Source organism: Embleya scabrispora (assembly GCF_002024165.1).
GTDB lineage: Bacteria > Actinomycetota > Actinomycetes > Streptomycetales > Streptomycetaceae > Embleya > Embleya scabrispora_A.
On the sequence record NZ_MWQN01000004.1, the window covers coordinates 642,563 to 665,207 of the forward strand.

The window sequence follows — 22,645 nt, forward strand, 5'->3', positions numbered from 1 at the left end:
ATCGCATGTCCCTCGTAACGACCCGCCGTAGGAACACCGTCCGCACGCTGGCCGGCACCGTGCTGGCGGCGGCTCTGCTGATCCCCACCGCAACGGCGTGCGACTCGGACGACAAGGACAAGAGCACCGCGCCGACCGCCGGTGCCAAGCCGGCCGACAACGTGCCGCCCGCCGACCGGACTTCCGCGCCCGCGACTGCCCCCGCGCCCGGCGCGCCCGGCACCGGCGCGCCGACCGGCACGACCAAGCCGAAGACCGGCACCCCGCCGGCCACGGCGCCCAAGGGCGGCTCCACGGGCGGTGGCAAGACCCTGGTGGACGGCAGCACCGCCCAGATCGAGAACCTCGGCGCTCAGCGCTACCGTGCCAGGATCGTCAACGGCGGCCAGGTCCTCGCCACGCTCGAAACCAATGACAAGGACGCCGGGCTCGATGCCAACGGCATGTTCGTCGTGCTGTCGATGGACGGCACGATCCACTCCTGGATGGGCGGCGAACACACCGGCCCGGGCACCTTCCAACTCCCCGGCGGCTGGACGGCCGAGGTCACCAAGGTCGGCGAACTCCGCTTCCGGGCAAGGATCCTCGGCGACGGGGGCGCGGACTACGGCACCCTGGAAGCGAACCGGCACGACGCGGGCGCGGTCGCCAACGGTATATACATCGTGCTGAGTGCGGGCGGCGAGATCAGCGCCCACGAGTAGCCTCCGCCGGTTGCCGGGCTGATCGGTGGAGCCACCCCGGCTGCTCCACCTCTCCCAAGACACGAGCGCTCGATCGGCAACGCCCCCTGCCGTATCGCGGCCCCGGCCCCGGCGGCCTGTAGCGGGTCTCGGGAGTTTTTCACGCCACCCCGGGATTCGGCCATTCGACTGCCGCCTCTTGATCGATGGCGCAGTGCAGGGAACAGGGAAGACGCATTCCGGATTATCCGGCCTCGGCAGGCTTATGGTGCTACGCGCCCGTTGTTAGAGTGACAGGGGAAATGCAGCGGGCCGGGCGGGGATTTGCCTCGCCGAATCAGCCAGCCGACGGAGGTGCACGTGTCGTTGTCCGATGAGGATCTTCGAGTCATCGCCGGAGACGTTCTGCGATCTGTTCGCTATCTCACCCTGGGGACCGCCTCCCGGGGCGGGCAATCGTGGATGACTCCATTGGCGCACGCCTGGGACTTCGAGGACCACTTCTACTGGATATCGGCCGCCGACGCCCGGCACTCGCGCAACATCGAGGAGAATCCGGCCGTTTCGGTGCTGGCCTACGACCTCGGCACGACCGGGACGGACCAGGCTCTGTTCGGCAGCGGAACCGCCCGGCCGCTGACCGACGACGAGGTCGCCGAGGGCTGCGCCGTCTACTACGCGCGGCGCTACCCCGACCCGGAGGTGCGGGTCAAGCGCGAGCGCCCGGCGGACGACTTCCGCGGGGCGTCGCCCAATCGGCTGTACCGCGCCCGCATCGACGCCTACTCCCTGCTGCACCCCGACGGCCACCCCGTGCACGGTGGCCTGGTCAGTCACCGCGTGACCGTTCCGTTCAGCACCGCGCAGCTGCGTCGCACCGACTGAGCAACCGGACGAATCGGGCGCCCGGACGGCTCGGGCGCCTTGTATCGTGACGCCCTCGGGGACGCGGGTGGGCCGGAACGGCCGCCTCGAGTGAGGAGTCACGGTCATGCGGACGTATGCCGGTGAGGACGTCGTACTCGGACTCGACCTCGGAGGCACCGCCTTCAAGTCGGCGCTGATCGGGCGCGACGGCACCCACGAGTTCGTCGGCCGGCACCGCAGCGGGCGCGAACTGGGCCCCGACGCCGTGGTGGACCACGTGCTCGACCACGCCGCGGCCTCGGTGGCCGAGGCGACCCGCCGCGGCGCCGTGGTGCGCGCCGTCGGGGTCGCCGCCTGCGGGGTGGTGGACGAGGCGGCGGGGGTGGCCGTGTTCTCCTCCGCCTTCCGGTGGCGGGACGTGCCGCTGCGCGACCGGCTGGCCGAGCGGCTGGGCCTGCCCGTGGTGCTCGGGCACGACGTACGCGCCGGCGGCGTCGCCGAGGCCCGGCTGGGCGCCGGCGTCGGCCACGACGTGTTCCTGTTCGTGCCGATCGGTACCGGCGTGGGCGCGGCGATCATGATCGGCGGACGGCCGTTCGTCGGCGCCCACTGGCGGGCCGGCGAGATGGGCCACACGCTCCTGCGGGCGAACGGCCGCGCCTGCGGATGTGGTCAGCGCGGATGCGTGAGCACCGTGGTCGGCGGGCCCGCCATCGCGCGCCGCCATCGCGAACTCGCGAACCCGGGCGACGGGTCGGCCGTCGGCGCCGCCGACGTCGCGCGCCTGGCGGCCGAGGGCGATGCGATCGCGACCCGGGTGTGGTCCGAGATGGTCGACGGCCTCGCCGACACGTTGGTGGCGTCGGTGACGATGCTCGATCCCGCCGCCGTCGTACTGGGCGGGGGGATCGGGCGCTCGGGTGACCTGCTGCTGGGCCCGTTGCGCGCGCGGCTCGAACGGCGGCTGACCTTCCAGGTGCCGCCGCTGCTGCTCGGCGCGCGCTTCGAGGACGAGTCGGGCTCGTTGGGCGCCGGCCTGCTGGCCTGGGACCTGCTGGCCGGCGACCTCCCGTCCGGCCCCTGATTACCCGCCCTCAACGGGCGAGTTCGCCGTCCGCGGCGATCCGGAAGGCATTCGCGGCGATGGTCAGGCCCGGGTTCACCGCCGCCGAGGACGGGAACACCGCGCTGTCGGCCACCCACAGATTGTCCAGGTCGTGCGCCTTGCCGTAGGGGTCGACGACGCTGGTGGCCGGGTCCTCGCCCATCACCGCCGTACCGCACTGGTGGGAGTTGACCGCCACTCCCATGCGTCGGGTGAAGACCACGGGGTATCCCGATCGCCGCATCGCGTTCGTGGTGCGCCGCACCAGTTCCCGATGCGGCGCCAGGTTGTTCGGCGACCAGTGCACGACCACCCGATCCGCCCCGTCGACGGTGATGCGGTTGTTCGGCGTGGGCAGGTCCTCGCTGGTGAGGTACAGGTCGACGCTGTGCGCGGCCAGCGCGCCGAGGATCGGCGCCGGCACCCGGTCGCCGAGCACGCGGGCCATCGGGGCCTGGAGCTTGCCGAGCGTTTGTACGTTGCCCAGCGGTCCGTGCGGGCCCTCGTCCCGGTACCAGTCGTTCCAGCCGAGGGTCTTCTGGAAGACCGTGTCGTTGCGGCGGCGCGGGTCGACCGCGACCACGAACGTGCTGTTGTGCACCATGTAGTTGCGGCCCACCCGCCCCGAGCCGTCGGCCAGGCCGCGCCCCGACCCGGTGCCGGACCGCAGGAGCAGCGCGGCGGTGTTGACCGCCCCGGCCGCCAGCACGAATCGTTCGGCGACCACGCGCAGTTCCCGGCCGTCCCGGGTCGCGACGGCCTCGGTCACCCGAGTGCCGCTCGGGTCGGTGCGCAGCCGGACGACCGTGGTTCGGGTCAGGAGTTCGACGTTGCCGGCGGCCAGCGCGGGGCGCATCGCGCACACGTCGGCGTCGCTCTTGGCGTCGAGCAGGCACGGGAAGCCGTCGCAGGTGGCGCAGCGCACACAGCCGCCCCCGGTCCGCAGATCCACCCCGATCGGCATGTCGAACGGCGTCAGTCCCTGGCCGCGCAGGGAGTCGGCCAGTGCCGCGACGGCGGGTTCGTGGGCCACCCCGGGGAACGGGAAGTCGCCCGACCGCCACGGCTCGGTGGGGTCCTGCCCCGGGGTGCCGTGCACCCGATAGACCCGCTCCGCGCGGGCGTAGTGCGGTTCGATGTCGCGATAGTCGATCGGCCACGCCGGCGAGACGCCCTCGTGCAGGTCGACCGCGCCGAAGTCCGTTTCCCGAAAACGCGGCAGTGTGGCCCCGAATACCTTGGTGTTTCCGCCCACGTAGTAGTGCACCCCGGGTCGAAAGGGCCCGCTCGTGGCGTCGTACCAGTTCTCGCTGTTTCGATAGCGCCCCCGGGTGAAAACGGCTTTCGGCGACCAGTTCTCGTATTCGCGCGGCAGGAAGTCGCCCCGCTCGATCACCGTGACCCGGGCTCCGAGATTCCGCAGCGCGTAGGCGAGTGTCGCGCCTCCCATGCCGGAGCCGATGATCGCGATATCGCACCGAATCTCGTCGGCACACGGTTCGAGCAGGCCGGGCAGGTGCGCGGGAGGGGTATTCGGCACGTGGGTGTTTTCCTTTCCCGGATTCCGCGTCAGGGCAGTCTGGGCATCCTGGGCAGTGCCAGATACCGGTGGGTGATCTCGTGGGCGAACGCCATGACGGTCCCCTGCGGGCTCACCCCGGTCGCGCCGGGCAGCACCGACGCGTCGCACAGGTGCAGTCCGCGCAGGCCGTACGGTCGGCCGTATCCGTCGCACACCCCGCCGCGTTCGGGCAGGCCCATCGGGCACGAGGCCATGGCGTGCACGGACACCAGGTCCCAGCGCCGCGGATCGGCGCGCGGGACGAATGCCTCCGCCTCTGCGACGGAGCGCAGCACGCGCCGCTCGGGCGCGTACACCTCGACCGCGCCCGCCGCGAACAACACCCGCGCCGCCTGCCGCAGTCCGAACCGCAACAACTCCCGGTCGCCCGCCCGCAGATGATGCCGCAGGAGCAGGCCGCCGGCGGGCAGCGCGGTGACCCGGACGCCGCCGGACACCCGGACCTGGACCGTGTACGTCCCGACGTGGTCGATGTCCGCGAGCACCCGGTCCAGTACCCGGGGCGGATGCCCGGCGAGGCTCGCGGCCAGGGTGCCGGGGGTGAGGTTGGCGGGCATGATCAGGATGCCCAGGTCGGCGAACTCGTGGAGCTGGGTGGTGAAGATGGTCCCGTTCCGGGCCGCCAGGGGATCGGCGAAGCGCGCGTTCACCCGCAGGTTGACGTGGATCGCGGTGTGTCGACCGGCCCGGCGCGCCTGGATGCCGCTGCGTTGCAGCAGGGCGGGTGTGCCCAGGGCGCCGGCGGCGAGGAAGACGACGTTCGGCCGGTAGGTCGTCCGCCGTCCGTCGGGGCCGACCGCGTATACCGCCGTGACGGTGCGCCCGTCGTGCCCGATGCGGACCGCCCGGGTGCCGGCGTCGACGCGCGCACCCCGCCGCCGGGCCTGCGGCAGGTAGGTGAGCGCCATGCTCTGCTTCGCCCCGGTCGGACAACCGGTGGCGCAGCGGTTGCTGTGTCGGCATCCGCGCACCGCGCGGCGGGCGTCCTGCCGGCGCCACCCCAGGGCGTCCGCGCCCACCGCGAGCAGCCGCGAGTCCCGGTTGGCCGGCGGGCGTTCCGTGTGCGTGATCACCGACAACCGGCGGGTGATCTCGCGCAGGTGGGCGTCGAGGTGTTCGGCCCGATATCCGTCGATGCCCGAACGCAGTGCCCAGCGGTCGAGCAGGTCGGCGGGCGGGTGCCACAGCAGGCCGCCGTTGACGACGGTCGTACCGCCGACGCAGCGCCCTTCGCCGAAGGCGATCGTGGGGCGCCCGTGGATCGGGGACAGTCCCGCGTTGCGGTACAGCCGCCGCATGTTCTCGGCGGGCGACGCTTCGGCGATGTCCGCGACGGACACCTCGGGCCCCTCCTCCAGCACGATGGGTTGCCGGCCCGCGCGAGCCAGTTCCAGTGCGGCGACGGCCCCACCGGCGCCGGAGCCGATCACGAGGGCGTCGCAGTCGATCACCGCGGGTCGTTCGGCCATGCCCGCTCCGGGAGTTCGGTCCCCGCCGCCGGCACCGGGACCGCCGGCCGAACGCCGTCCAGCGCCCCGTGGCACGCGAGGGCGCCGATGGTCCGCACCACGGTGCCCAGCACCGGCAGCCGCTCCAGCCGCGCCGCGCCCGCCGACAGCACGTTCGGGGAGGCGGCATCGAGCCGACGACCCGTCACGAGCCGGAAGGCGGCCGGTACCAGGCGCAGCACCACGATGAACGCGGCCCGATAGGGCGGCGCCGTCGCGGCCAGGCTGCCCGCGACGTGCCTCGCGGCCGGCGCGGCGGCCTCGGGCTCGCGCAGCGGCGGATACCGGACCGCCCACACGCGCGTCAGGCCGCTCGCCCGCAACGCCCGGGAGGTCCGCGCGAGTGCCCGGCGGCCCGCCGGGTCGGGGGCGACGTCCCCGCCGCTCACGCGGTCACCCGGTCCTTCACGAAGGCGGTGACCAGCCGGGTGATGCCCTTGTCCAGCACCCGGTCCAGGGCGGTGAGGAAGAGGTCGATCTCCTCGTCCTCGGCGATCAGCGGCGGTGCCGCGATCAGCGGCAGTCCGTGGTTGGAGCCGTAGTAGGTGAGCACGTCGTGGTCGTGGTAGAGCGCCGAGATCACCGCTCCGGTGACCAGTTTCGAGCGCAGTTGCGGGTCCCGGGCGAAGGACCCCGGGAGCAGCCGCGTGATGCGGTCGAGCCGGGCGGGGCCGGCCTTGAGGAACACGCCGTGCAGCGCGCCGCGTCCGGTGGTCGCGGCGACGAGGCGATGGTGCGTCTCGGCGAGTTTGGCCAGTCCGTTCCCGAGGCGTTCGCCGATGTGCCGGGCCCGGGCGGGGTAGTCGTCCTCGACCGCGATCGCGACGGCTTCGAGCGCGGTGACGGTCTCCTCGCCGAAGCCGTGGTAGGTGGTGCTGTGCAAGGTGGCGTCGGCGAGGTTGTCGTACGCGCGGCGGAAGACGTGTTCGCGGGCCACGTAGCCGGCGATGGACGCCTTGCCGCCGCCGAAGGACTTGGAGGTGACGAGCACGTCGGGGACCAGGTCGCGGTGGCGCATGAAGTGGAACAGCGACCCGGTGCGTCCCCACCCGGTGAAGACCTCGTCGAAGACGAGCACGATGTCGAGTTCGTCGCACATCCGGCGCACTGTGCGCAGGAACTCCTCGGAGCACTCGCGCAGTCCGGAGGCGCTGAAGGGTTCGAGCACCACCGCGTACACGTCGCTGCCGCCGTCGCCGGTGCGGTGTCGGTCCAGGGCGAGGGCGAAGGAGTCCGAGTCGTCGTAGCCGAAGCGGTCGGTGCCGGGCAGGCTCGGGAAGGGGAAGTGGATCTCCGGCGACGCGGTGAGGCTGCCCGCGCCCAGGAGTTTGCCGTGGAAGGAGATGTCGGTGTGCAGGACGGTGCCGCGCCGGCCTCGGTGGTATTTGTACGCCATTTTCAGGGCGCCCTCCACGGCCTCGGCGCCGGAGTTGGGGAAGTAGGCGATGTTCAGGTCACCCGGCAGGAGCATCGCCAGGTTGTGGCCGAGCGCGGCGACGTACGGGGAGAGGTAGTTCTTGTGTACCTCCATGCTCTTGCGCTCGGCGAAGCGGCGCCGCGCGGCCAGGATCCGCGGGTGGTTGTGGCCGTGGTTGAGCACGCCCACCCCGCCGGTGAAGTCGAGGACGCGGCGGCCGTCGCGCAGGGTGATCCAGCACCCTTCCGCGTGTTCCACGAGGTCGCGGCCGAATCCGAACGAGCCGATCAGGGCGACCTGGCCGCGGCTGACGTGGCGCCGGTAGAGATCGTGCACCCGGTCGATCGACAGGTGCTCGCAGGCCTCGGCGTCGAGCAGTTCGCTCACGTCCCGTCTCCCGTTCGTAGACTGGCCAGACCGGTGCGTTCGTGGGCCCGCGCCCGATCGGCGACGAGCCTGCCCGCGTTTCTGCCGTGTCGCACCGCGTAGTTGGTGCCGCGATCCTCGGGGAAGACCTGCGCCATGCCGGCCATGTACAGGCCGGGTACCGCGCATTCCACGCCGGGCACGATCCTTGAGTAGTTCCGGGTGATCACCGGTTGTGCGTGTTCCGCGCGCCAGACGTGGTAGCCGCGCACCCATTCGTCGCGAAAGCGCGGGAACATCCGGCGCAAGTGGGGCAGGCTGTAGCGGAACACCTCCTCGTCGCTCATCCGATACAGCGCCGAGTCCTCGGGGAGGTATTTGGAGAGGTAGACGATGTGTCGGCCGCCGTAGTGGCCCGGGTCGTCGAAGTTCGTGTGCTCGATGACGCCGACATAGGGGAACGTGGGGTCGGTGACATTGAGCCAGTAGGTGTCGGAGAGCGCGTGGGTGTTCTCCAGCACCAGGCAGATGTTCGCCAGGTAGGGGATGCTGCCCAACTGGCGGCGCAGCGCGGGTACGGCGAGGTGTTCGTCGTCCTGACCGGTCAGCATGTCGGCCAGCACGCTCGGCGCGGTGGTCACCAACACCCGCCGGGCGGAGACCACTTCGTCCCCGACGCGGACCCCGGTGACGCCGCCGGAGTCGACCAGGACGGCGGAGACCGGGCTGTGCAGCCGCAGTCTGATGCCCAGTTCGCACAAGCGGGGTCGCCAGGCGTCGAGCAGGGCCCCGCATCCACCGCGCAGGTAGTGCAGCATCTCGCGCCCGGACCTGCTGCGGCTGCCGCCGCGAAGGTGCAGCTTGGTCCACATCCACGTGGCCCCGACCTGGGGGGCGTAGGCGCCGAACTTGCCTTCCAGGAGCGGCTTCCACACCAGGTCGAACACCCGGCGTCCGCCGATGCGCACGAGCCATTCCTCGGCGGTGAGCGCTTCGAGTTGGCGCCAGTGGCGTACCCGCGCGGCGCGCATCACCATCAGCCCCAGGCGCACCCGGTCGACGGGCGGAAGCGGCGCGAAGCGCAGCACGTCGAGCGGACTGGACAGGCGGTGGATGGTGTTGGCGTGGTAGAAGCCGGTGCGTGCCGGCCGGCGCTCCACCAGGTGGCCGCGGCCGAGTTCGGCGCACAGCCGGAACATGTCGTGGTCGGACTCGAACCAGTGGTGGTAGAAGCGTTCGAGGTGTCCGTCGCCGACGTCGAAGGTACCGGCCAGGCCGCCGATGCGGTCGTCCGCCTCGACGATCAGGGTTTTCAGGCCCGCCAGTCCCAGTTCGTGCGCGGCGGCGAGCCCGGTGAATCCGGCGCCGACGACCACCACGTCGAACCGGGTGTCCTCGCGGCTCACGACGCCTGCTCCTCGGGTTCGGCGAGCGCGGTCACCGGCGTGACCGCGTGTTGCCGGTCGCGCCGGGCGACCACGTAGGGCGGGCGGCCGCGCGCCTCGTGGTGGACCAGGCGCAGGTATTCGCCCAGTATTCCCAGGAGCAGCGCTTCGCCGCCGAAGGTCCATGCGGCGACCGGCATCGGCCGCCGGCGCACCGCGGAGGTGAGCGCGACGCCGCCGAGCCAGGCGACGCCGACGGCGGTCGGGAGCCGGGCGGGCGTGGCCGTACAGGTCATCACGCCCCGGTGGGACAGGCTCGCCATCTTGCGCAGCGTGTACTTGGAGCGGCCGGCCGAGCGCGGAGCCCGCCCGTATTCGATGCTGGTCTCGGCGAAGCCCGCCCAGCCGACGAGTCCGCGCACAAAGCCCGGGTCGCCGGACAGTCGGGTCAAGGTCTCCACGACCGAGCGGTCGAGCAGGCGGAAGTCGCCGGTGTCGAGGGCGATGGGATGGTCGGCGAGGGACTTGAGCAGGCGGTAGTAGACGTAGGCGGTGGCGACCTTGAACCGGGTGTCGCCGTGCCGCGCGACGCGTCGACCGGAGACGACGGGCCAGCCCTGGCCCCAGCGTTCGACCATGGCCGGGATCAGTTCGGGTGGGTCCTGCAGGTCGGCGTCGAGGGTGACCACGGCGTCGCCGCGGGCCTCGCGCAGTCCGGCCATCATGCCGGGCTGGTGACCGAAGTTGCGGGTCAGTTGCACGAGTTGCACGTGGTTGTCGGCGCGGGCCAGGGAGGTCAGGACGTCCCAGGTGTGGTCCCGGCTGCCGTCGTCGACGAAGACGATCTCGTGGTCGTATCCGTCGAGCGCCCGCATGACGGTGGAGATGCGGCGATGTGCCTCCGCGACCACCTCTCCCTCGTTGTAGCACGGCACCACCACGCTGATCAGCGGCGTGTGCGGCGCGGGTCCGTCCGCCTTTCGCTGCGACACGGTGCGGACTCCTTCCGGTTCAGCCCAGGACGGCGTCGCGCGTCGCCCGGAACTTCTCGGCGGCGGCTGCGATGTCGTGCGGGCGGCTGAAGACGTCGACTCCGAAGTCGGCTCCGAGGTAGGTGTCGGTCAACCCCACCGTCAGGGCCAGGGACCGGCTCAGGACGTCGTCGGTACGGGGCAGCGCGCCGGGGCGGTAGGTGTGTCCGCGGGCCGGGGGTTCCACCGGGCGGAAGGGGCAGGACGGGTGGTCGGGATCGGCCAGCGCCCGCAGTTCCGGCAGGCCTCCGTAGTGGTGTTTGGGCGAGTGCAGCAGGGTCTTGGAGCCGAGGCCCGAGGCGACCTCCTCGGCGGCCTCGCGGTCGTCGAAGACGTAGACCGCGACGGTGGCGCAGTCCCCTTCGGCGTCGTGCAGGACCCGTTCGGCGACGCCGTCGCGGGTGCCGATCGCGGCGGTGAGCTCGCGTTTGAGCGCACGGGTGCGGGCCAGGACGTCGTCCAGGCGCGCGAGTTGCGCGCGCGCCACCGCGGCACCGAACTCGCCCATCCGCAGGTTGAGGCCCAACAGCACGTCGCCGGGCCCGGTTTCGCGCGCGTAGGGGAACCAGCCGTGGTGGTGGAAGGAGTAGGCGCGCTGGAACGTGCCGGCGTCGCGGGTCAGCAGGAGACCGCCGTCGCCGCCGGTGACGACCTTGAAGACGTTGAGCGAGAAGGCCCCGGCCTCGCCGATGCCGCCGAGCGGGCGGCCGCGGTAGGTGCCGCCGCACGCCTGCGCCGCGTCCTCGATCAGGAGCAGGTCGTGTTCGCGGGCGATGCGGGTGAGGGCGTCCATGTCGCAGGACGCGCCCAGCATGTGCACGGGCATGATCGCGCGGGTGCGCGGGGTGATCCTGGCGAGCACGTCCGCCGGGTCGAGGGTGAGCGATTCGTCGATCTCGGCGAGTACGGGCGTCGCGCCGCTGTAGGCCACGGCGGACAGGCAGGCGACGTACATGTATCCGGGGACGATCACCTCGTCGCCGGGTCCGATGCCGAGCGCGGCGAAGGCGGTCAGCAGCGCCGACGTCCCGCTGTTGACCGTCAGGCAGTGCGGGGACGCGAGCCGGCTCGCCGCCTCCCGTTCGAGCCGGCGGCACTGCGAGTCCTGTGCCACGGGTTGGGAGTGCACCCCGACCGTGTTCTGCCAGGCGTCGAGGACCTCCGCGATGTTGCGTCGTTCCTCGTCACCGAAGGACGCGTACCCGGGACCGGGCATGCGACCGCCTCCTCACGTCGTGTTCGTGGCCGGTGCGGTGGACTCAGAACACCGTCGGGCAAAACGGCGCCGGGTCGTGGTGGAACGCCCGGGTCGCGGCCCGGAGCGCGCCCGCCCGGTGTTCGACCACCCGTCCGGCCGCGGCCAGTTGCGTCAACGAGGTGCCGCCGAGGTGGACGGCACCCAACTCGCGCACGGTCAGGGCCAGATCGGCCGGGGCCGAGGTGCGCGCGCACTCGCCCTCGTACGTGCCGGTGCGCAGTCGCCAACGGCCCACGTTCCACGGGCAGATCGGGTCGGCGACCGCCAGTACCAGATCGACCTCGGCCCCGTATCCGCGTCCGGCGAGGGCACGTGCGACATCCACCGGGCGGGTGTAGAGCTGATCGCGTGCGACGGGTGCGGCGCTGCGCGGGTCGTCGAGCAGGGCCAGGATCGCGTCGTCGACCGGGCGGTCGGCGATCACCGTGCCGCCGAGGTCGATGTCCAGCAGCGCCCGCCACAGATTCACGTACGCGGTCGGGTCGTTCGCGAACAGTTCGCGGACGTGCACCTCGTAGCGCGGGTAGGAGTTCTCCCAGTGGGCGGTCAGCGAGTAGAGGGCGTATCCCGTCGCCGGCTCGCCGTCGTCGGCCCCGGCCAGCATGCACAACAACCGTCCCGCGCCGCCGCGCCGCTCCGGCAGGTCGAGCAGGGCCCGGCGCATCCAGGTGCCGTCGCGCCGGGGCATGCCCGGCCGCCGGTCGATGGCGTGTTCGTAGATCCGCGTGATCTCCGCGCCGCATCGGGCCGGGTCCAGGACGCGCACGGACGGCGGCGGGTCGGTGGGCGCGGCGGGAGGTCGTGTCGACAACTCGCGGGAGGAGCGCGGGATCCGGATTCGGACGGCGCGGGTGGCGGAGCCGAATCCGAAGCGTCCGTAGATGGCCGGCTCCGTGGTGTGCAGCGCGGCGACCGCCTCTTCGCCCCGGTCGTGCAGGCCGGTCAGGGTGCGTCGGATCAGGTCGCGCATCAGGCCGCGACGGCGGTGCGTGGGATCCACGGTGACGTAGCCGATGCCGGCGATCGGCTGTCGACCGCCCGGGACGCTCATGTCCAGCGAGTACAGGGCGAGCGTGGCGCAGGTCTCGCCGGCGCGGTGCGCGAGCAGCGAGCGTTTCGGCTCGAATATGTCGCCGATGATTTTTCGGTATTCCGGGACCGCCTCGTATCCGCCGTAGGCGAGGGCGACGACGTCGGCGAATTGGTCCCATGAATCCGGCGCACGGAAATCGTACCCGTCGACACGTGATCGGGTCTGATCCACAGGCAAAGGCACCTCGCAGACATGCGAAAGAGTTCGGGGTGCGTGTCTCATCGACGACCCGAACAGGAGAATTGCCGAAATGCGGCGGGCTGCGGCCGATCGGCCGCCGAGTGATCTTTATCGACCGCCGGGTGATCTTTACTGGGCATCGGCCAACAATCATGCTTCACGCCGGGCCTGCGACTGTCAAGGCTTGTCGATGATTCGTTCGGGAAGCGATCGTGCGGGGTTCGCTACCGATCGATCGAGCAGGAATTGATCCTTCCGTTCCGGTGCTCCGAAATCGGAACAGATCATTCTGTCGAATTCCATGAAGATTGCCGGGGTGCCTTGTGATCTACGGAACCGATCGCTAACACTCGAACGCGACGCCGACGTGCGGATACGCGTCTTCGCTGCGACCGAGGAGATCACATGAGCAATCCGAGGTTTATCGCCGGCAACACCGCCATCGACGACTGGCAGCAGCACGTGGAGGAGGACAACGGCACCGGGATCTACATCGACGTGGACACCAGCGCGGGCAACTTCTCGGAAACCCCGGTGTACACGGCGAATCTGTGCGGGCGCGACTCCATGTGGACCACCACCGGTGGAAACACCATTTACACGCCGACCGCCAAGGGCTTCCGCATCTACGTGCGCTGGCAGGACGGTCGGCCGCTGCCCGTGGAATACGCGGTGAGTCACGGCTGGTATATCAGCTGGGTGGCGACCGAGGTCTGATCCGGCGTTTCGAAATTCCTGACGGGAAGGCCCTCGGCGACCCATCGGCGAGGGCTTTCCCACCTTTTTCGGCGTCGCGGCCGCGGCTTGTCACGAGTTGTTCGCACCCATGCGACAGGGGACTTCATCGACATGCAGAGGTTGCGCGAGACACAGGTTGCACAATTCCTGGGCCGAGCCGTCTCCCTCCCGCCCGACCGGACCGTCCTGGACCTCGTCGAGGCGTGGGCGTCGCGAACCCCACACGCCCCGGCCGTCGAATGTGCCGGCCGGGTCCTCGACTACGAGCGCATGACCCGGATGGCGAGCGCGCTGGCCCGTGATCTGCACGAACACGGTGCCGGGCCCGGCGACCTCGTACCGCTCCACGCCCGCAACGGCCTCGGCCTGCCGGTGGCCATGCTGGCCGTCCTCAAGACGGGCGCGGCGTTCGTGCCGCTGGACGCGACCTGGCCCGAGCAGCGGCTGCGCGGCATGATCCGGGCGTGCGACCCGAAGGTCGTCCTGTCCGTCGCCGGCCCGGGCGCGGCGCGGGATGTCGCGGTCGGCACGACGCGGGACGCCGGAGCCGGCCCGGGCCGAGACGCCCGGCCGACGTGGGGCGACGACTCCGCCGCTCCCGTGATCCTCGCGGTCGACCTCGACCGGCTCGGCGCCCCGACCGCCGACCGCTTCGGCCCGCCGGCCCGCCCCGACGACCTCGCGTACGGCTTCTACACGTCCGGGTCCACCGGTGTACCCAAGTGCGCCCTCAACACGCACCGCGGCCTGCTCAATCGATTCCTCTACATGACCGACCGATTCGTGACCGGCGATCCCGAACGGGTGCTCCAGAACAGCCGACACACCTTCGACTCGTCGCTGTGGCAACTCCTGTGGCCGCTCACCCACGGCGGAAGCGTGGTCATCCCCGAACCCCGGGGCATGCTCGACCTCGCCGCCACCGTCGACGTGATCGCACGGCACCGGATCACGATGACCGACTTCGTCCCGACGATCTTCAACAGCCTGGTCGAACTGCTGCACTCGCGGCCGGAGTCGGTGCCACGACTCGGCTCCCTGCGACGGCTGCTGATCGGCGGCGAGGAGATCAACGCACGCGCCGTCCGGCTGTTCCACGAGATGTTGCCCGACGTCGCGCTGATCAACACGTACGGTCCCACCGAGGCCGCGATCGGGTCGGTCTTTCACGACGTGACCCGCGACCGCCGCAGTCCGCTGCCGATCGGCCGCCCCATCGACAACACGTGGGCGATCGTCCTGGACGAGCGGAACCGGCCGGTCGCGCCGGGCGAGATCGGCGAGATCCACATCGGCGGCGAGTGCCTGGGCCTCGGCTACCTCGGCGATCCACAGCGCACCGACGCGGCGTTCGTCGCGAACCCGTTCGCCGAGCTGCCCGGGTCGCGGATGTATCGCACCGGCGACCTCGGTCACCACGACGCGGACGGCGTGCTCTTCTTCGGCGGCCGACGCGACCAACAGTTCAAGATCGGCGGGGTGCGGGTCGAATCGGGCGAGGTCGAGCAGGCGATCGCCACACACCCCCGCGTCCGCGAGGCGAAGGTGGTGGCGCACGAACACGGGGGCTCCACCTACCTGGCCGCCTTCGTCACGGTCGGCGGCGACACCTCGACCGACGACCTGATCCGCCACGCGCGCGCGACGCTCCCGGCCGAGTTGACCCCGAAACGCATCGTGATCCTGGAGAACATGCCGCTCAACGGCAACGGAAAGGCCGATCGCGGCGCCCTGAAACGACTGCTCGACCGCCCGGCGCAGGCCGGAGCCCCCGCCACCCCGGCCCCGCAGGGCACCGCCGGCGGCGCGACCCGCCGCCCCCCGACCGCGGAACACGCGCGGCAGGCACTGCTCGACCTGTGGGCCGAGGTGCTTCCGGAGCCCGTCGTACACGCCGACAAGGACTTCTTCGACAGCGGCGGCGACTCGCTCAGCGCCCAGCGCCTCGCCCTGGCCATCGCGGCCCGCTTCCGGACCGACTTCTCCGTACGCGACGTGGTCGCGGCCCCGACCGTGACGGACCAACTCGCGGCCCTGGGCGGCCGAACCGGGCCGAACGGCGACGGAAACAGCGGCGCAAACGGCTCCGGGAACGGCACCGGCGCCTCGATCGCCACACGGCGGACCCGCCGGGACGCCGCCGAGCACTTCGGCCACGATCCGGTGCTCCCTCCGGACATCCGACTCCCGTACGCGCCGGCGGAACCGCGCGTCGAGCACGTGCTGCTCACCGGCGTGACCGGCTTCGTCGGCGCACAACTGCTGCACGACGTGCTTCGCCTGCCCGGGGTCACCGCGTATTGCCTGGTCCGCGCGGACGACGCGGAATCCGCGCGCAGGCGGGTGGCGGACAACCTGCGCCACTACAACCTCTGGCGCGACGAGCACGCCGAACGCCTGCGCGTCGTGGTCGGCGACCTGGCCGCACCGGGACTGGGCCTGGACGACGCGGACACGCGCCGTCTCGCCGAGCGCGTCGACACGATCGTGCACGCCGGCGCCCTGGTCAACCTCGTGCGCGGATACTCGGCGCACCGCCCGGCGAACGTCGAGGGCACCGTGGAGATCCTGCGGTTCGCCACGCGGTGTCGACCCAAGGTGCTGCACTTCGTGTCCACCCTCGCCGCGCGCGGCCGGGCGCCGGTCCCCGACGGCCCCGGGTCCCGGGCGCCCGAGGCACCGTGGCCCGCCGCCGACGCCGCCACAACCGGGTACGGGCGCTCCAAGTGGGTGGCCGAACAGCTCGTCCTCCAGGCGGCGGAGCGCGGCCTGCCGACGGCGGTGCACCGGCTCGGCGAGGTCATGCCCGCGACCGACACGGGCGTCCCGAACACCGGCTCCCGCACGGATCTGTTCATCCGGGCGTGCCTGCGGGTGGGCGCGCACCCCACGAATCCGCTGCTCCTGGACTACACGCCCCTGGACACCGTCGGCGCGCTGCTGGCCGCCGCCGTGGCACACCACGAACGCGGCTGGTTCCACCTCCTGCATCCCACGCCCGTGCAACTGGGCGGGCTGCTCGGCGCGTTCGGCTCGGCCTTCGGGCTGGAGCCGGTCGGATACGAGACGTTCTGGGCGGCCCTGCACGACGCCTCGCTCGCCGCGCCCGGGGACCGCACCCTGGCGGGGGCACTGGCCGTACTGCCGGCGCCCGACGGGGATCCGCGATCGCGCCGCGATCGGCTGGCCGACGTGTTCCAGGACGGCACGGCGCTGTTCTCCGTCACACGTGCCGAACGGCTGGCCCGACGAATCGGCCTGCGACCGCCCGTCATCGACGCGAACGTCTTCGACCGCTACGTCCACTACCACCGGAAGTCGACGCACTCGTGACGCGACCGACGACCCGCCGGGGGCCCCGGCGCGAGCCCCACCCACCGCCCGGAACCGGTCGGTGGGGCTCGACCGGGTCAGCGGATGGCCCGCCCCGGCGCGCGCACCAGGACGTGGCCGGTGTCGGTCGGCGCGTACACCGGGGGACGCGGCCTGACCCACACGTGGGCGAACGGCATGTCGTAGGCGCCGACGGAGCCCACCAGGACCAGCTGCCCCGGGCGCAGCGACGAGGGTCCGTCGACAGCTTCGGCGAAGACGTCGCCCTCGTAGCAGTTGTTGCCGTACACCGCGTACGTCTGCCGGGCGAAGTCGGCGCCGGTGGGAACGAACTCGATCGGGTGAGTGCGGGACTTCACCGTTCGGGCGAGATTGGTACCGGCGTCCAGCACCAGCAGATCGGGACCCTCGGCGCGGCGTTTGCGAACCGCCACCCGGGCGACGAGCACGCCGTGTTCCTCCGCCAGGCTGCGCCCCGGCTCGACGACCAGGTGCACGTCCCGGGGCCGCAGACCGATCAGCCCGCACTCCTCGGCGACCTCGGCCGCGAACTCCGCCCAGGGCGCGGCCGGATCGGCCGTGCCGCCGCGTGGTGGAAACCCGCCGCCGATATTCAGGACGAACGGCTCCGGGGCGTCGCGGGCCAATTCCGGCAACGTCTCCCGCCACAAACGCATCGCCGCACGATACGTCTGCGGGCCGCGGACCAGCGTCCCGACGCCCAGATGCACCCCCCGCACCCGCACTCCCGCATCGGCCAGAATCCGCCGGGCAGGCGGCACCTCGTCGGGCATCAACCCGAATCGCGACCACTCCCCCGAATCGGTCCTGATGGCCAGGCGTAAACACACGCGCGGTCGCGGACCGCCCGCGGGAATCGCCGCGGCGATGTGTTCGATCTCCGCCGTCGCGTCGATCTGTACGCCGACCCCGAGAGCCAGCGCCCGGGTCAACTCCGCGGCATCTTTCACCGGCCCGTCGAAGAGGATGCGATCGGGCGGGAAACCGTCCTTCAGGGCGGTTTCGAGTTCCGGGCCGGAGACCACTTCGGCCGTCGCCCCCAGTGCGCACAACAGCCGCGTGAACGCCGTCAGTGGATTGCTCTTGTAGGAATACGCGAGGGTGAACCGCGGAAACCACTCGCGCCATGCCTTGTCCATCGCCGTGAAATCCCGTTCGACACCGCCCGGATCGACGACGTAAAACGGCGTCGGTATCTCTCGGGCGATCCGCTCGGCTGCGACTTTGAGACGATTTTCGATCACGACCCACCTCCGAATTTCTCGTCGGATACGCGGAAGATTTTCACCGTAGGACACCGAGCCGGGATCTGTCGAGCCTCGAAAATCGAATCAAAAAGCCGCGCCCGTATCGGATTCGCCGTCGAATTCCCACCACTCCACCACGAGTCGTGGCGACGTGATCACGACGGTGTTAAAGTCCCGGAATGGATGATGCGTTGCCTTTATGGGATCCCGAGCGTGATCTGTTGGCCCTGCCCGGGGCACCGGGCTGGTCGAGGCCGTGCGCGAGACGGGTGCGGGCGGCGTTCGAAGGCGTGGGCGCGCGTCTGGTGGCCGAGGGCGCACTGAAACCCGGGGCGCTGCTGCCGGCGGTCTCGGTGCTGGACCGCGGGGCCGAGCGCATGCTGCGCCGTCGGGTACTGACGGTTGTCGCCTGCCTGGAGCGGGTGATCGAGTGTTACCCCGAGGTCCGGCGGCTGTGGGACTTCCTGGACATCCCGCCGGTGTTGCACCGATGGATCCTGCGGCACGAACATCCGAAGCGGCTTCGAGTGGACTTTTGTCGGCTGGATCTGCTCGGCGCCGGTCTGGATTCCGTGCGGGTGCTGGAGTTCAATCCGAGCAGTCCGGGCGGCGTCCTGGTGGCGGGCGCGGTCAACCGGGAGTGGCGCCGGTCGCCGGTGGGCGCGGTCCTGGCCGACTGGGGCGTGCCCGCCACACCGGTGGAACGGCCGGCGTGGTTCGCCGACTGGCTGCTCGCCCACGGCCGCGAGCGGGGGGTGTCGGACGCGGACACGCAGCGGATCGCACTCGTGTGGGGCCGGTGGCGGACCCGGTTCGAAACCGACATGATGCGGGCGCAGTTCGCCGCGCGCGGCCGAACGTTGACGGCGGTGGACGCCGACGACGACGCCGCCCTGTCGGGGTTCGCGTTGGCGTTCCTCAAGTACATCCCGGACGACGCCGCCGAGGTCGAGAGGTGGGACACGCTCTGCGCACGGTTGACCGCAGGCGACCTGGTCGCACCCAATCCTCCGGCGGAGCGGTGGGTGGCGGAGAACAAACTGTGCCTGGCCGTCCTGTCCGACCCCCGGTTCCGGCACCTGTTCACCCCCGAACAGCACAGGGCGCTGGACGCGTTGGTGCCCTGGAGTCGCAAACTCGGCGACGGCGTGTCCCCGGCCGAGGCGATCGCCGGCCGGGTCGAGCTGGTCCTCAAGGCTCCCTACGGCTACCGCGGACAGGCCGTGCATCTGGGGGCCGATACGGACGCGGACACCTGGGCGGGGCTGCTGCGGGACCCGGCGCGGCGCGGGTGGCTCGTACAGGAACGCGTCGTGCCCGGTCGCGTCGACACCCACGAGGGCCGGTATCTCCGAGACCTGAAGGTCCCGATCCTGCGTGGGCGGGTGATCGGCTACGCGTCGCGGATGGGCCGAAATCACATCCTCAACGGCGCTCGCGGCAATGGGATGGCAGCCGTCTTCGCCCCGCACGACCTCGAGGGCGACTGACGCGAGGCGGGCCCGCGCCGGCGCGGGACGCCGTGCGCGAGAAGGCAGGCCCGAGAGCGCCCGAACCGGTCGGCGGTCAGTCTTTGCGACCGGTTGCCGCGACCGTCACGCCGAGGCCGATCATCGCGAGTCCGCCCACGCCGCCGACCGCGGCCAGCCGTTGGGGCGAGCCGACGAACCAGCCGCGCGCGGTCGCCGCCGCCACGCCCCACACACTGTCCGACGCCACCGCGATCACGTTGAACACCAGGCCGAGCAGCAACATCTGCACCGCGACGTGGCCCTGATCGCGGTCGACGAACTGCGGGAGCACCGCGGCGAAGAACACGATCGTCTTGGGGTTGGCCACGCCCACCAGGAATCCGTCCCGGAAGGTCCGCAGATTCCCGGCCGGCGCCGGCGTGTCCGCGGTGAACGCCGCGGGCAGCGCCTTGCGCTCGCGAAACGCCTGGACGCCCAGATGGATCAGGTACGCCGCGCCGACCAGTTTCAGCGTGGTGAAGACCAACACGGACCGCTCCACGATCCCGCCGACGCCCAGCGCCACGGCCACCACCAGCGTGTACGCCCCGACGGTGTTGCCGGCAACGGTCATCAGCGCGGCGCGGCGCCCGTGCGCCAGGGCTCGCCCCACCACGAACAGCACGCTGGGGCCGGGTATCACGATGAGCAGGGCCGACATGGCCGCGAAGGCGAGGAGACGATCCGGGGACATCATGCGGCGTAGCGTAAGGCGCGTACCCGCCGCCCGCCCAGGCGTTTTCGGCGTCACGGCCCGGTGCCGGCGCTCCGATTACGGCGGTCCCGTGCCGTGTGGGCTGTGGCGGACGCGGTACGGCGTCCACCACACGTATCGCCCCACCCGGTGCAGGAGGCCCGCCCCGTGGTAGCGCGCGGTCACCGCCTCGGTCTGGTCCGTCGTGGCCACGCCGCGCAGCAGCGGCTCGATGACCTGTTCGTAGCGGGGATTGCGGATGACGAGGCGCCGGAAGGGGTCGGCGCGGTGGTCGCGGACCTCGATGAAGCCGGGACCGTGGCGGTAGCCGAACTTCGCGGGGCGGAAGTCGTCACTCCAGGCGGCGGCGAGCCCGTCGCCGCCTGGCACGGTGGTCGGCGGGTGCAGGTGGCCGAGCGGCCGCCAGTCCCAGGGCCCGGCGGGCGGGCGGAGCGTCCAGTCGACGGCGATGGCGTGCGCGGTGAGTTCGCGGACGACCACGAGCCCCGCCACGGCCGCCGCGCCGTCGGCGTCGGACAGGTCGATCGCGGCGTGCAGCCGGGCCAGGCACGCACCGCCCGCGGCGAGGCGGGCCACCTCGTCCAGGGGGTCGCCGCCGACGTCCACCTCGCCGAGGTACATCCCGGGTATCCGCATGGCCTCCGGGTCGCGGTCGCGCCACAGGGTCAGCCGTACGGGCGGGAGGTCGGTGCTCATTCGGCAGCCGACGCGGGTACAAGCGGTGCGCTCCGTCGCGTGGTCGGCCGTCGCGGCCGGATCGGCGCCGGGTTGCGCGCGGCCGGGGCGACCTGGACGACCTCGCCGCCTTCGACGAAGACCACGCCGAGCGACCGCCAGCGGGTGAGCAGGTCCTCGATCGCCGCCGCGGCAACGCCGACGTGGCGCGCGGCGGTCTTGCGCAGCAGCGCCGCGGGGCTGTGCGGGGTGTCGAGCAGCCGGAACACCGTCGTCTCGACCGGGTCGACGAGTTCGAGCAGGTGCCAGTCGAACCCGGGTCGGGTGTCGACCAGGACGATGTGGTCCCCGAGGTCGTGGTGGGTGAGCCGGCTGCGCGGATGCGCGGCGATCCAGGCGGCGATGGCCGAGCGCAATCGCTCCAGGCACGCCGCCGAGATGCCGCGCCCGGGTACGTCGAAGATGTAGACGAGGTCGGCGAGTTCCGCCTCGGGCAGGTCGTAGATGTGCCGGTAGTGCGCGGCCGGTCGGGGTGGGCCGAAGCCCAGTTCCGGCCGGTCGAAGTACGGGCTGAAGCGTTCGACCTTGACCCGGCCGGCCCCGGCGGGCGGCATGAGGTGGTGCAGCGCGGGGAGTTGGTCGATCACGTCGTCGTAGTCCTCGTCGCTCTCGCCGGGAAAACCGTACAGGTGGTTCCAGCTCACCTCGGTCCCGACCGTCTGCGCGTCGCGGAGCAGCCTTACGTTGCGACAGGCCGTCACGCCCTTGTCCATCAGCCGCAGCACCTTGCTGCTCAGGTTCTCGATCCCCGGTTGCACATGGCTGATTCCGGCCGCGTACAGGGTTTCGAGCTGGTCCCGGCGCAGGTTCGACTTGATCTCGTAGCCGATCCGCAGGTCGTATCCGGACTCGGCGAGGCGCGGTGCCATCGAGCCGAGGTAGGCCATGTCGATGATGTTGTCGGTGACCCACACGTCGAGGATGCGGTGTCGTTCCACCAGGGACAGGAGTTCTTCGACGAACCGGCCCGGGTCCTTGCTGCGGAACTCCATGAACGAGCCGTTGAGTCCGCAGAACGTGCAGTGGTGCTTCGCACCCCACCAGCAGCCGCGCGAACTCTCGACGACGAGCCGGGGTTCGACCCAGGAGCCCGCGGTCGACCTCGCGTGCCGTTCGAAGTAGTCGCCGTAGTCGGGCGCGACGAGCGCCCCGGGAGGCAGTGGCCCGGCCTCCATCGGGTTCACCACACACGCGCCGTCCGACGTGCGCCAGCACAGGCCCGCGATATCGGCCAGGACCTTCTCGTCGCGGTCTCCGCCGATGGTGGCGGCGAGCAGTCGCGGGAAGGCGGCCTCGCCCTCGCCGCGCACGACGGCGTCGACGTACGGGAAGTTGCGGTGCAGTGCGGCGCCCTGCGGGCCGTCGCAGTTCGCGCCGCCGAACACGGTGAGCGCGTGCGGCGCGAGCTCCTTGACGGTACGCGCCGCCGCCAACGTCGCGGCGTTCTGCGCGAACGTGGTGGTGAAGCCGACCACGTCCGGCGCGCCGGCGACGATTCGGGCGGCGGTCTCGCGGACGAATCGCGGTGCGAGTTCGTGCAGTTCGAGCGCCCTGGCGGACATGCCGTCGGGCACTCGACCTGCCAGGCGGGCGGCGAACTCCGGTACCTGCCATCGCGGGCGGTCGTTGAGCGCGGCCGAGAAGATCCATTCGCTGAGTCCGGAGAAGTAGGAGTTGGCGCAGAACTCGTACTCCTCGGCGGTGAAACCGGTGTGCGCGACCAGCCAGTCGACGTAGTCGAGATTGGCGTGCACCACCTCGACGTGGGCGTCGGGGAAGACGTCGAGGACGCGGCGGCGCAGGATGCCGAGGGCCAACGACGGCATGTCGATCGACGACCACGGCATGTCCACGAGCACCACGCGCATGT

Annotated in this window: 18 protein-coding genes; 6 read left to right on the forward strand and 12 right to left on the reverse strand. The window is 71.4% G+C overall.

Going from position 1 to position 22,645, the window contains the following annotated elements; all coding sequences use genetic code 11:
- Window positions 1-5 precede the first annotated feature (5 nt).
- The 3 genes from B4N89_RS43335 (at window position 6) to B4N89_RS43345 (ending at window position 2,634) form a co-directional block, all read left to right on the forward strand.
- The gene (locus B4N89_RS43335) at window positions 6-704 is read left to right on the forward strand and encodes a hypothetical protein (RefSeq protein ID WP_078982105.1); all 699 of its coding nucleotides are present in this window, start codon (window positions 6-8) and stop codon (window positions 702-704) included.
- A 339-nt stretch (window positions 705-1,043) separates the two neighbouring features.
- A complete protein-coding gene (locus tag B4N89_RS43340; RefSeq protein ID WP_161501022.1) occupies window positions 1,044-1,568 on the forward strand; it encodes a pyridoxamine 5'-phosphate oxidase family protein in 525 nt (174 codons plus the stop codon).
- Between the two features lie 106 nt (window positions 1,569-1,674).
- Window positions 1,675-2,634: an ROK family protein gene (locus B4N89_RS43345; protein ID WP_078982107.1), complete on the forward strand. Its 960-nt coding sequence runs from the start codon at window positions 1,675-1,677 to the stop codon at window positions 2,632-2,634.
- Window positions 2,635-2,644: 10 nt separating this feature from the next.
- On the opposite strand, the gene B4N89_RS43350 is transcribed toward B4N89_RS43345, so the two are convergent.
- Genes B4N89_RS43350 through B4N89_RS43385 form a run of 8 tightly spaced genes read right to left on the reverse strand, consistent with a single transcriptional unit; the run spans window position 2,645 to window position 12,466 of the window.
- Complete coding sequence (locus tag B4N89_RS43350; protein ID WP_235619328.1) at window positions 2,645-4,195, reverse strand: GMC oxidoreductase; 1,551 nt, start codon at window positions 4,193-4,195, stop codon at window positions 2,645-2,647.
- 29 nt (window positions 4,196-4,224) lie between these two features.
- Complete coding sequence (locus B4N89_RS43355; RefSeq protein ID WP_078982108.1) at window positions 4,225-5,706, reverse strand: GMC family oxidoreductase; 1,482 nt, start codon at window positions 5,704-5,706, stop codon at window positions 4,225-4,227.
- Window positions 5,685-6,134, reverse strand: a complete 450-nt coding sequence (locus B4N89_RS43360; RefSeq protein WP_078982109.1) for a hypothetical protein — start codon at window positions 6,132-6,134, stop codon at window positions 5,685-5,687. Before B4N89_RS43360 ends, B4N89_RS43355 begins: the two co-directional genes overlap by 22 nt.
- Window positions 6,131-7,549 carry an aspartate aminotransferase family protein gene (locus tag B4N89_RS43365; RefSeq protein ID WP_235619329.1) on the reverse strand — a complete coding sequence of 473 codons (1,419 nt, stop codon included), beginning with the start codon at window positions 7,547-7,549 and terminating at the stop codon, window positions 6,131-6,133. Before B4N89_RS43365 ends, B4N89_RS43360 begins: the two co-directional genes overlap by 4 nt.
- Window positions 7,546-8,934, reverse strand: a complete 1,389-nt coding sequence (locus B4N89_RS52330) for an NAD(P)/FAD-dependent oxidoreductase (protein WP_235619330.1) — start codon at window positions 8,932-8,934, stop codon at window positions 7,546-7,548. Before B4N89_RS52330 ends, B4N89_RS43365 begins: the two co-directional genes overlap by 4 nt.
- On the reverse strand, window positions 8,931-9,905 hold the full coding sequence (locus B4N89_RS43375) for a glycosyltransferase family 2 protein (protein WP_078982111.1): 975 nt from the start codon (window positions 9,903-9,905) through the stop codon (window positions 8,931-8,933). The genes B4N89_RS52330 and B4N89_RS43375 overlap by 4 nt, the downstream gene beginning before the upstream one ends.
- A 19-nt stretch (window positions 9,906-9,924) precedes the next feature.
- Window positions 9,925-11,160, reverse strand: a complete 1,236-nt coding sequence (locus B4N89_RS43380) for a DegT/DnrJ/EryC1/StrS family aminotransferase (protein ID WP_078982112.1) — start codon at window positions 11,158-11,160, stop codon at window positions 9,925-9,927.
- A gap of 43 nt (window positions 11,161-11,203) precedes the next feature.
- Window positions 11,204-12,466 carry a GNAT family N-acetyltransferase gene (locus B4N89_RS43385; protein WP_161501023.1) on the reverse strand — a complete coding sequence of 421 codons (1,263 nt, stop codon included), beginning with the start codon at window positions 12,464-12,466 and terminating at the stop codon, window positions 11,204-11,206.
- 414 nt (window positions 12,467-12,880) lie between these two features.
- Between B4N89_RS43385 and B4N89_RS43390 the strand changes: the two genes are divergently transcribed.
- Together B4N89_RS43390 and B4N89_RS43395 are read left to right on the forward strand one after the other, a co-directional pair.
- Window positions 12,881-13,192: a hypothetical protein gene (locus tag B4N89_RS43390; protein ID WP_078982114.1), complete on the forward strand. Its 312-nt coding sequence runs from the start codon at window positions 12,881-12,883 to the stop codon at window positions 13,190-13,192.
- Between the two features lie 132 nt (window positions 13,193-13,324).
- Window positions 13,325-16,546, forward strand: coding sequence for a non-ribosomal peptide synthetase (locus B4N89_RS43395; protein WP_078982115.1), 3,222 nt, complete (start codon window positions 13,325-13,327; stop codon window positions 16,544-16,546).
- 77 nt (window positions 16,547-16,623) lie between these two features.
- On the opposite strand, the gene B4N89_RS43400 is transcribed toward B4N89_RS43395, so the two are convergent.
- A complete protein-coding gene (locus B4N89_RS43400) occupies window positions 16,624-17,811 on the reverse strand; it encodes a hypothetical protein (protein ID WP_078982116.1) in 1,188 nt (395 codons plus the stop codon).
- 293 nt (window positions 17,812-18,104) lie between these two features.
- Here B4N89_RS43400 and B4N89_RS48455 point away from each other — a divergent pair, with 293 nt between their 5' ends.
- Complete coding sequence (locus B4N89_RS48455) at window positions 18,105-19,304, forward strand: hypothetical protein (protein ID WP_143658299.1); 1,200 nt, start codon at window positions 18,105-18,107, stop codon at window positions 19,302-19,304.
- Between the two features lie 76 nt (window positions 19,305-19,380).
- Here B4N89_RS48455 and B4N89_RS43410 read toward each other — a convergent pair whose 3' ends face one another.
- The 3 genes from B4N89_RS43410 to B4N89_RS43420 all read right to left on the reverse strand — a co-directional run bounded on the left by B4N89_RS43410 (window position 19,381) and on the right by B4N89_RS43420 (window position 22,643).
- Complete coding sequence (locus B4N89_RS43410; protein WP_078982118.1) at window positions 19,381-20,022, reverse strand: LysE family translocator; 642 nt, start codon at window positions 20,020-20,022, stop codon at window positions 19,381-19,383.
- A 75-nt stretch (window positions 20,023-20,097) separates the two neighbouring features.
- Window positions 20,098-20,736 (reverse strand): DUF5825 family protein, encoded by a 639-nt coding sequence (locus B4N89_RS43415; RefSeq protein WP_078982119.1) that lies wholly within the window; start codon window positions 20,734-20,736, stop codon window positions 20,098-20,100.
- A complete protein-coding gene (locus tag B4N89_RS43420) occupies window positions 20,733-22,643 on the reverse strand; it encodes a RiPP maturation radical SAM C-methyltransferase (protein WP_078982410.1) in 1,911 nt (636 codons plus the stop codon). Before B4N89_RS43420 ends, B4N89_RS43415 begins: the two co-directional genes overlap by 4 nt.
- Window positions 22,644-22,645: the final 2 nt, after the last annotated feature.

Coding starts and splice junctions, on each gene's coding strand:
- B4N89_RS43390 (WP_078982114.1), top strand. CDS start 12,881: ATGAGCAATCCGAGGTTTATCGCCGGCAACACCGCCATCGACGACTGG.
- B4N89_RS43335 (WP_078982105.1), top strand. CDS start 6: ATGTCCCTCGTAACGACCCGCCGTAGGAACACCGTCCGCACGCTGGCC.
- B4N89_RS43380 (WP_078982112.1), bottom strand. CDS start 11,160: ATGCCCGGTCCCGGGTACGCGTCCTTCGGTGACGAGGAACGACGCAAC.
- B4N89_RS43410 (WP_078982118.1), bottom strand. CDS start 20,022: ATGATGTCCCCGGATCGTCTCCTCGCCTTCGCGGCCATGTCGGCCCTG.
- B4N89_RS43395 (WP_078982115.1), top strand. CDS start 13,325: ATGCAGAGGTTGCGCGAGACACAGGTTGCACAATTCCTGGGCCGAGCC.
- B4N89_RS43345 (WP_078982107.1), top strand. CDS start 1,675: ATGCGGACGTATGCCGGTGAGGACGTCGTACTCGGACTCGACCTCGGA.
- B4N89_RS43355 (WP_078982108.1), bottom strand. CDS start 5,706: ATGGCCGAACGACCCGCGGTGATCGACTGCGACGCCCTCGTGATCGGC.
- B4N89_RS43415 (WP_078982119.1), bottom strand. CDS start 20,736: ATGAGCACCGACCTCCCGCCCGTACGGCTGACCCTGTGGCGCGACCGC.
- B4N89_RS43420 (WP_078982410.1), bottom strand. CDS start 22,643: ATGCGCGTGGTGCTCGTGGACATGCCGTGGTCGTCGATCGACATGCCG.